The 6,128-nt window shown below is 26.5% G+C and carries 6 protein-coding genes; 4 read left to right on the top strand and 2 right to left on the bottom strand.

The window, feature by feature from the left end:
* The first annotated feature begins 283 nt into the window (after positions 1–283).
* Both ABFX13_RS11720 and fliN read left to right on the top strand, forming a co-directional pair.
* A complete protein-coding gene (locus tag ABFX13_RS11720; RefSeq protein ID WP_346046200.1) occupies positions 284–1,171 on the top strand; it encodes a flagellar motor switch protein FliM in 888 nt (295 codons plus the stop codon).
* Positions 1,172–1,175: 4 nt separating this feature from the next.
* On the top strand, positions 1,176–1,439 hold the full coding sequence (gene fliN, locus ABFX13_RS11715) for a flagellar motor switch protein FliN (RefSeq protein WP_346046198.1): 264 nt from the start codon (positions 1,176–1,178) through the stop codon (positions 1,437–1,439).
* 90 nt (positions 1,440–1,529) lie between these two features.
* Here fliN and ABFX13_RS11710 read toward each other — a convergent pair whose 3' ends face one another.
* Positions 1,530–2,765 carry a DUF1002 domain-containing protein gene (locus ABFX13_RS11710; protein ID WP_346046196.1) on the bottom strand — a complete coding sequence of 412 codons (1,236 nt, stop codon included), beginning with the start codon at positions 2,763–2,765 and terminating at the stop codon, positions 1,530–1,532.
* Between the two features lie 325 nt (positions 2,766–3,090).
* Complete coding sequence (locus tag ABFX13_RS11705) at positions 3,091–3,945, bottom strand: CAP domain-containing protein (RefSeq protein ID WP_346046194.1); 855 nt, start codon at positions 3,943–3,945, stop codon at positions 3,091–3,093.
* A 343-nt stretch (positions 3,946–4,288) separates the two neighbouring features.
* Between ABFX13_RS11705 and ABFX13_RS11700 the strand changes: the two genes are divergently transcribed.
* Positions 4,289–4,801, top strand: coding sequence for a type I restriction enzyme HsdR N-terminal domain-containing protein (locus tag ABFX13_RS11700; protein ID WP_346046192.1), 513 nt, complete (start codon positions 4,289–4,291; stop codon positions 4,799–4,801).
* 412 nt (positions 4,802–5,213) lie between these two features.
* A complete protein-coding gene (locus ABFX13_RS11695; RefSeq protein ID WP_346046190.1) occupies positions 5,214–6,098 on the top strand; it encodes a sigma-70 family RNA polymerase sigma factor in 885 nt (294 codons plus the stop codon).
* The last annotated feature ends 30 nt before the right edge of the window (positions 6,099–6,128 follow it).

Genomic DNA, 6,128 nt, shown 5'->3' with positions numbered 1-6,128 from the left:
CTATTTTTTAAATGTAGTTTATAAATTAACAACTAATGGATGATAACAAAAACTTGTGATAAGTAAAAATTAATATATATAAATTAATTTTGTCATGAGCAAAAATCAATTTATTTAGGTTTAAAATATATTGAAAGATTATATTAATCTATCTAATATTAATTATTTAAAATTGGATAACAGATTAAATTTTAATATATAATTCTAATTTATTAATAAGTAAATTAGTAATAAATAATCTTCAAAGAAGGTAAAATTTATATAGGAGATATGATAAGACATTATGAATCAAGAAATAACTGTATATGACTTTAAAAAACCACAAAGATATTCTACAGCGAATATGAGATTTTTATCTGTAATAGCAGAAGAATTTTGTAAGAGCATAAATTTATTTATAACTTATGAATTAAAAAGACCAAATATAGTATGTAAAGTAGATAAAATAGAACAAACAAATTACGAAGAATATATGAATATGATATCAAATGATTCTGTAATTGTTGAACATGCAGTACAACCTCTAGTTCAAGGACTTATATATCAGTTAGATAAAAGTGTTGCGCTTTCATTTATAGATTTAATACTTGGAGGAGATGGTGAATTTGGTGATGAAAAAAGAGAACTTACTGAAGTTGATAGAGAATTAGTATCATACATATCAAGTAAATTTTTAACAAAAATGTATATCTTTGAAGGTTGTAAATCTAGAGAAGTTTCTAATATTTATACAAATGTAGGTTCAAGTAAGAAATATCCAGTAAGTGAATCTGTTGTTGTTTCTCATATGAAGATGATGGATGGGAATAAAGAAGTAGGGAAAATGAGTTTTTGTAATCCATATAGTTGCTTAGAACCAGTATTAGAACAATTAGAACCTAAAAGACTTTTTAAAAGCAAAACTAATGAATATGATTTTGAATTTACAAATGCAATATACAATAAAATCTGTAGTACAAGTACTGAGATGGTCGCTGTATTAGGGAAAACAGAAATAAGTGTAGAAGAATTAGTAAGTCTAAAATTAGGGGATGTTATAACTTTAGACACTAAAACAGGTGGAGATATGGAACTTCATGTAGGAGGATCAAGAGCATTTAAATGTAAACCTGGTCTTATTAAAAATAAAAAAGGTGTTATTATAACAGATTATATAAAGAAGGAAGTGTAGGCATATGAGCGAAAATTTTGACAGAGTATTAGATATAGAACTTAAAGTTAGTGTAGTACTTGGGAGAACTAAAATACCTCTAAAAGATATCTTTGAATTATCTAAAGGGTCATTAATAGAATTAGATACTTTTGAAGATCAAGAAGTTGAGATACATGTAAACGGTAGAAAAATAGGTTATGGACAAGTTGTAATAGTAGATGATAATTTTGGTGTAAGAATAACACGTATATTAGGGGAAGAAGAATTAGCAAAAACTTTAGCTTAATCTAAGTATATGTGTAAATAAAATTTAAATAACTATATTAAAAAAGACAGATAAATAAATTTATCTGTCTTTTATTTTGCATTATTAATATTAATTGTTTTGTTGTTCTGTAGATACAGTATTTTCATTAAGAGTATTAGTTTCTTTATTGTCAACAGTACTGTTTTTTTCTACATTTTGATTAGGATTATCTGATGTATTTGTAGAATCTTGAGATTGACTTTGTTCTTTATCTTCTAAATTGTTTTCAGAATTATTATTTTCAACTTTATCTGAATTAGAGTTAAATAATCCTGTAAACCAATTCCAGATTTTAGTTAAGAAACCTTCTGCTTCATTACTTGATGGTAAGTTTATAGCATCTTTATCAGTAGCAGTTATCTGAGCATTTTTACCAAGTACGCTATCGTCAGTTTTTTCTAATATACCTAAATTTTTATCGTCTCCACCAAATAAATTAGAAACCCAATTTCCTATACCTTCAAACCAACCTTTTACTGTATCTAATATACCCGAATTATTTACACTTTCACCTATAGCATTTAAATTTTCATTTACAGTATTAGATATGCTGTTTAAAGCATCTTTCATATCTTTATAATTATAATTTTGTTCAGATATTTTAGTCATTAAATCTTTTACCTGCTTTTGTTGTTCAGGTGATAAAGTAACATTATAGTTATTAGTGATATTATTTATAGTGTTTGCTATTTGATTAGTGTCACTAGTATTATTTTTTATAATCTCTGTTTTAACATCATTGATTATACCTGTTGCTTTATCTTGACCTATATCTTGACCTAATTTACCAGATACTACTAACTCTTCTGTAGCAATCTCTTTTTTATTTTCATCTAATGGTTTACCAGTAGCATCTTCATAAGCTTTCATAACTCCAGTAAGGGCACCTGTCCCACTTACAGGAAAGTTAGCAGCTATAACACAGTTAGCATCAGTTATACCTAAACTTGCAAGAGTACTTGCTATCATAGCTGAAGTAACCCATGTTATATTAGCTGTTTTAACATTTATTCCACTTCCAGCTTTAGTAGGCTCAACATAAGCACATGAATAAGTTTTAGTTCCTATTTGAGAATTAGGTGCTATGCCTTCTAAATATTTTCTTTCTTCTTTATTGTTAACTTCTAATATTACCGCATCGTTTTCATTTACGCCGAAGTATTTTAACATAGTTTTTCTTTGCTCAGGTGATAAATTTGCACCTAATGTAACAACTCTTGCTGTATCAGCAAATACTAAGCTCATACTTCCTAAAATCATAGTACAACATATAACAATGGAAGTTATTTTCTTTTTTAAACTCATAATTAATCTCCTTTAAAACAATTTAAATAGATACTAATATAATAAAGCATTTTATAAATTTTGACGATTACAAAATTATAACATTTTTAAAGTGTTAACTCAAATACTATATTTATATTAAATAATGCTTAGAAAATATAACTTAAAATTTAGTTTATATGATGAGTAAGATTTAGGATAAACAAAAAAATGTTTTTATTAAATATGTTTAAATCAAATTATAAAAAGAAAATAGATTTTTAACTGAGTTTATAATAGTTGATTTAATAATTAATTAAATAAAAAGGTATAGTTTATGACTATACCTTTTTTTAATACAATTACACTATCTTCCTATGAACATTTGAGTCCAATATATAGATGATCCATTTGATGCTATACCTACACCTAATTCAGTGAAATCAGGGTTTAATATGTTTTTTCTATGTCCAGGAGAATTCATCCATGAATTCATTACTTCTTTTGGTGTTTTTTGTCCCATGGCTATATTTTCACCAGCTGCACGATAGCTTATTCCAAATTGCTTCATCATATCAAAAGGAGAACCATAAGTTGGAGATGTATGATCAAAGTAATTTTTATCTATCATATCTTGAGATTTTTTAGTAGCTACGTTTGATAATTCATTATTAAATTTAAGTGGTTGTAAACCTCTGTTAGTTCTTTCTACATTTACTAAATCTAATACTTCTTTTTGGAAGCTTGCAAAATTTCCTGATGGAGTAGAAACTTTATTCTCAGTAGGAGTAGTCTCAGGTTTAGACTCTGGCTTTGCTGATGAAGTATTTGATGATTTATTTTGAAAATTACTAGTATTCACTGTATTAGTAGATGTTTTATTCTCAGTAGAAGTAGTTTTAGAATTAGATTTTTTATTAGAGTATGTAGTATCTTCTACCTTTATATTTGAAGTATTATCTATATTATTAGATAAATTAACTTTACTACATTTTAAATTACCGTTTATTAAATCTTGAATTAAATAGTTTAAAGGCTTTATTGGAGCAGAACAATCTTTTCCTTTAACATATATGCGTATATATTCTTTATGTACAGCTTTCTCGCAATATAGTTTTTTATTGATTGTTTCATTTGATGCTGCATTAACAGGAAGTGTAGCGCAAGCACTTAATACAGATACTACACCTAATGATAATAATGTTTTTAATCTTTTGTTCATATAAGTCACCTCTTTTGAAATATTTATAAATGAATTTTCTAAAAATGTTACTATTTTGTAACCTTAAGGGTATGCTTACCCCTTGGATATTTATTATCATAACACATATACAAATAAATATATAATGTAAAGTTATGTAAACAATATATATAAATTACAATTATGTAATAAAATAGGGTATAAATTAAAAATAAAGAGTAAAAAATATATTGATGGGTATAAGGTTAATAAATCTTAAAAATTAGATAAAATAAGCAAGATATCTAGTTATTTTATTAAAATAGCTAAAAATATGTTATACTATAAAAAGGTAATTATGGTAAAAGCTGAAAGGAGAAAATTTATGTCAAAAGAATTAGTAAAAGACAGAGTTATAAAATACTTAATGGAAGATTTATATGTTCCACAAGAGATGATAGATACAGATGTAGCATTATCAGAGTTTGAAGAAGGTGCAGAAGGTGTTATAGATATAATGGTAAATGTAAAAGATAGCGATGATTTTTATGCACCAGTTATGATAATAAAATGTTTAGATGAAGAGACTCCACTTCAAGGAGAAGAAGCTCAAGAAGCAGTAAATTTCTTAGAAGATGTAGATAATATAACTTTAGCAGGAAGAGCTGTTTTAACTAATGGAAATGAAATGATGTATGCAAATTGGACAGGAGAAGAGTATGATACAGAAGAAGCTCTTCCAGAATATGATGTAATGGTAAAAGAGTTTTTTGATATGGAAGAACAAATAAAAGAACATGAAGCAAGTCATGAATGTGGATGTGGACATGATCATAGTCATGGTGATGATCATGAATGTTGTGGTGGAAGCTGTGGATGTGGACACGATCATAAATAATAAACATTGTCTTAAATTTGTGATGATAAAGGGGATTAGCTTGACTAATCCCTTTTATTAATGGTATTATAAATTTGTTATAATCTCATTAATATTTTACCGTAATATAGGGGCAAGCTATTATTGGATTTATTAATTGGGATTTAACTTTGTCGTTCGAGGATAAAAGACTGCACATTGTGCAGTCTTTTGTTCTTTTTATAGATAAATTCAGTTAATATAATATTATTTTTAAAAAATATAAAAAAAATCAAGGATTTTACAAGGTGAGTGTAGAATAATAGATACAGGAATTTGTTGACAAGTAAAAAGTATTTTTTTTATAGTGCTTACATAAAATTAACATGAGGATGAAACTATAGGAACTTTTTAAACTTGATTAACAAATTATTAGAGATAGAAGGGGTAGATTATGGGGGCTAAAAGAGAAAATACTTATGAAAATTATATTTATAGTGATTCATCAAATTCATCAAATGCTATGAAAATGTACTTAAAAGAGATTGAAGAGTACAAAATGTTGTCTGCAGTAGAAGAAATTGAGTTAGCGAAAAAAATAGATGAATCATTTATAGGAGCTAAAGAAGAATTTATTAATGCAAACTATAGACTAGTTGTTAGTATTGCTAAAAAATATAGAAAAGAAAATATAGATATGCTAGATTTAATTCAAGCAGGAAATATAGGACTTATAAAAGCTGTAGAAAAGTATGATTATAAAAAAGGATATAAGTTTAGTACTTATGCCACATGGTGGATAAAACAAAGTATAACTAGATATATAGACGATTGTGAAAATACTATTAGAATACCTGTTCACCTTCATCAAAGAATTAACTTTGTTAAAAGAAAAAAACAAGAGCTATCGTTAGAACTTCAAAGAGAGCCAAAGATAGAAGAATTAGCAATTGCATGTGATATAGAAGTTGAAAAAATTATAGATTTACTAAAAAGAGACAAAAATATAGTATCGCTAGATACCCCTATAAAAGAAGATGAGGATAGTAGTTTAGTTGAGTTTATACCATCAGATGCATATTTTGAAGATGTAGTTATGCATGAGGTAGAACAACATAATCTACGAGAAAAAATAGATGAATTATTAACAGGCCTTAGTGAACAAGAACAAAAAGTTTTAAGAATGAGGTTTGGATTAGATGATGATATACCTAAAACTTTAGAAGAAATAGGAAAGGTATTTGGAGTTACTAGAGAGAGAATAAGACAAATAGAAGCCAAAGCTATTAGAAAGTTAAGGCATCCAAGCAGATTAAAGCAATTAAAGCATTTTTATTAAAATAAAAAAACATGTATATAATTTAAATTA

Source organism: Paraclostridium tenue, assembly GCF_039521565.1.
Classification (GTDB): domain Bacteria; phylum Bacillota; class Clostridia; order Peptostreptococcales; family Peptostreptococcaceae; genus Paraclostridium; species Paraclostridium tenue.
This window is presented reverse-complemented; position numbering and strand designations above follow the sequence as displayed.

Bases quoted from the DNA above. Each gene is read 5' to 3' on its own strand.
- ABFX13_RS11700 (WP_346046192.1), top strand. From the start codon at position 4,289: ATGTCAAAAGAATTAGTAAAAGACAGAGTTATAAAATACTTAATGGAA.
- ABFX13_RS11695 (WP_346046190.1), top strand. From the start codon at position 5,214: ATGGGGGCTAAAAGAGAAAATACTTATGAAAATTATATTTATAGTGAT.
- fliN (WP_346046198.1), top strand. From the start codon at position 1,176: ATGAGCGAAAATTTTGACAGAGTATTAGATATAGAACTTAAAGTTAGT.
- ABFX13_RS11705 (WP_346046194.1), bottom strand. From the start codon at position 3,945: ATGAACAAAAGATTAAAAACATTATTATCATTAGGTGTAGTATCTGTA.
- ABFX13_RS11720 (WP_346046200.1), top strand. From the start codon at position 284: ATGAATCAAGAAATAACTGTATATGACTTTAAAAAACCACAAAGATAT.
- ABFX13_RS11710 (WP_346046196.1), bottom strand. From the start codon at position 2,765: ATGAGTTTAAAAAAGAAAATAACTTCCATTGTTATATGTTGTACTATG.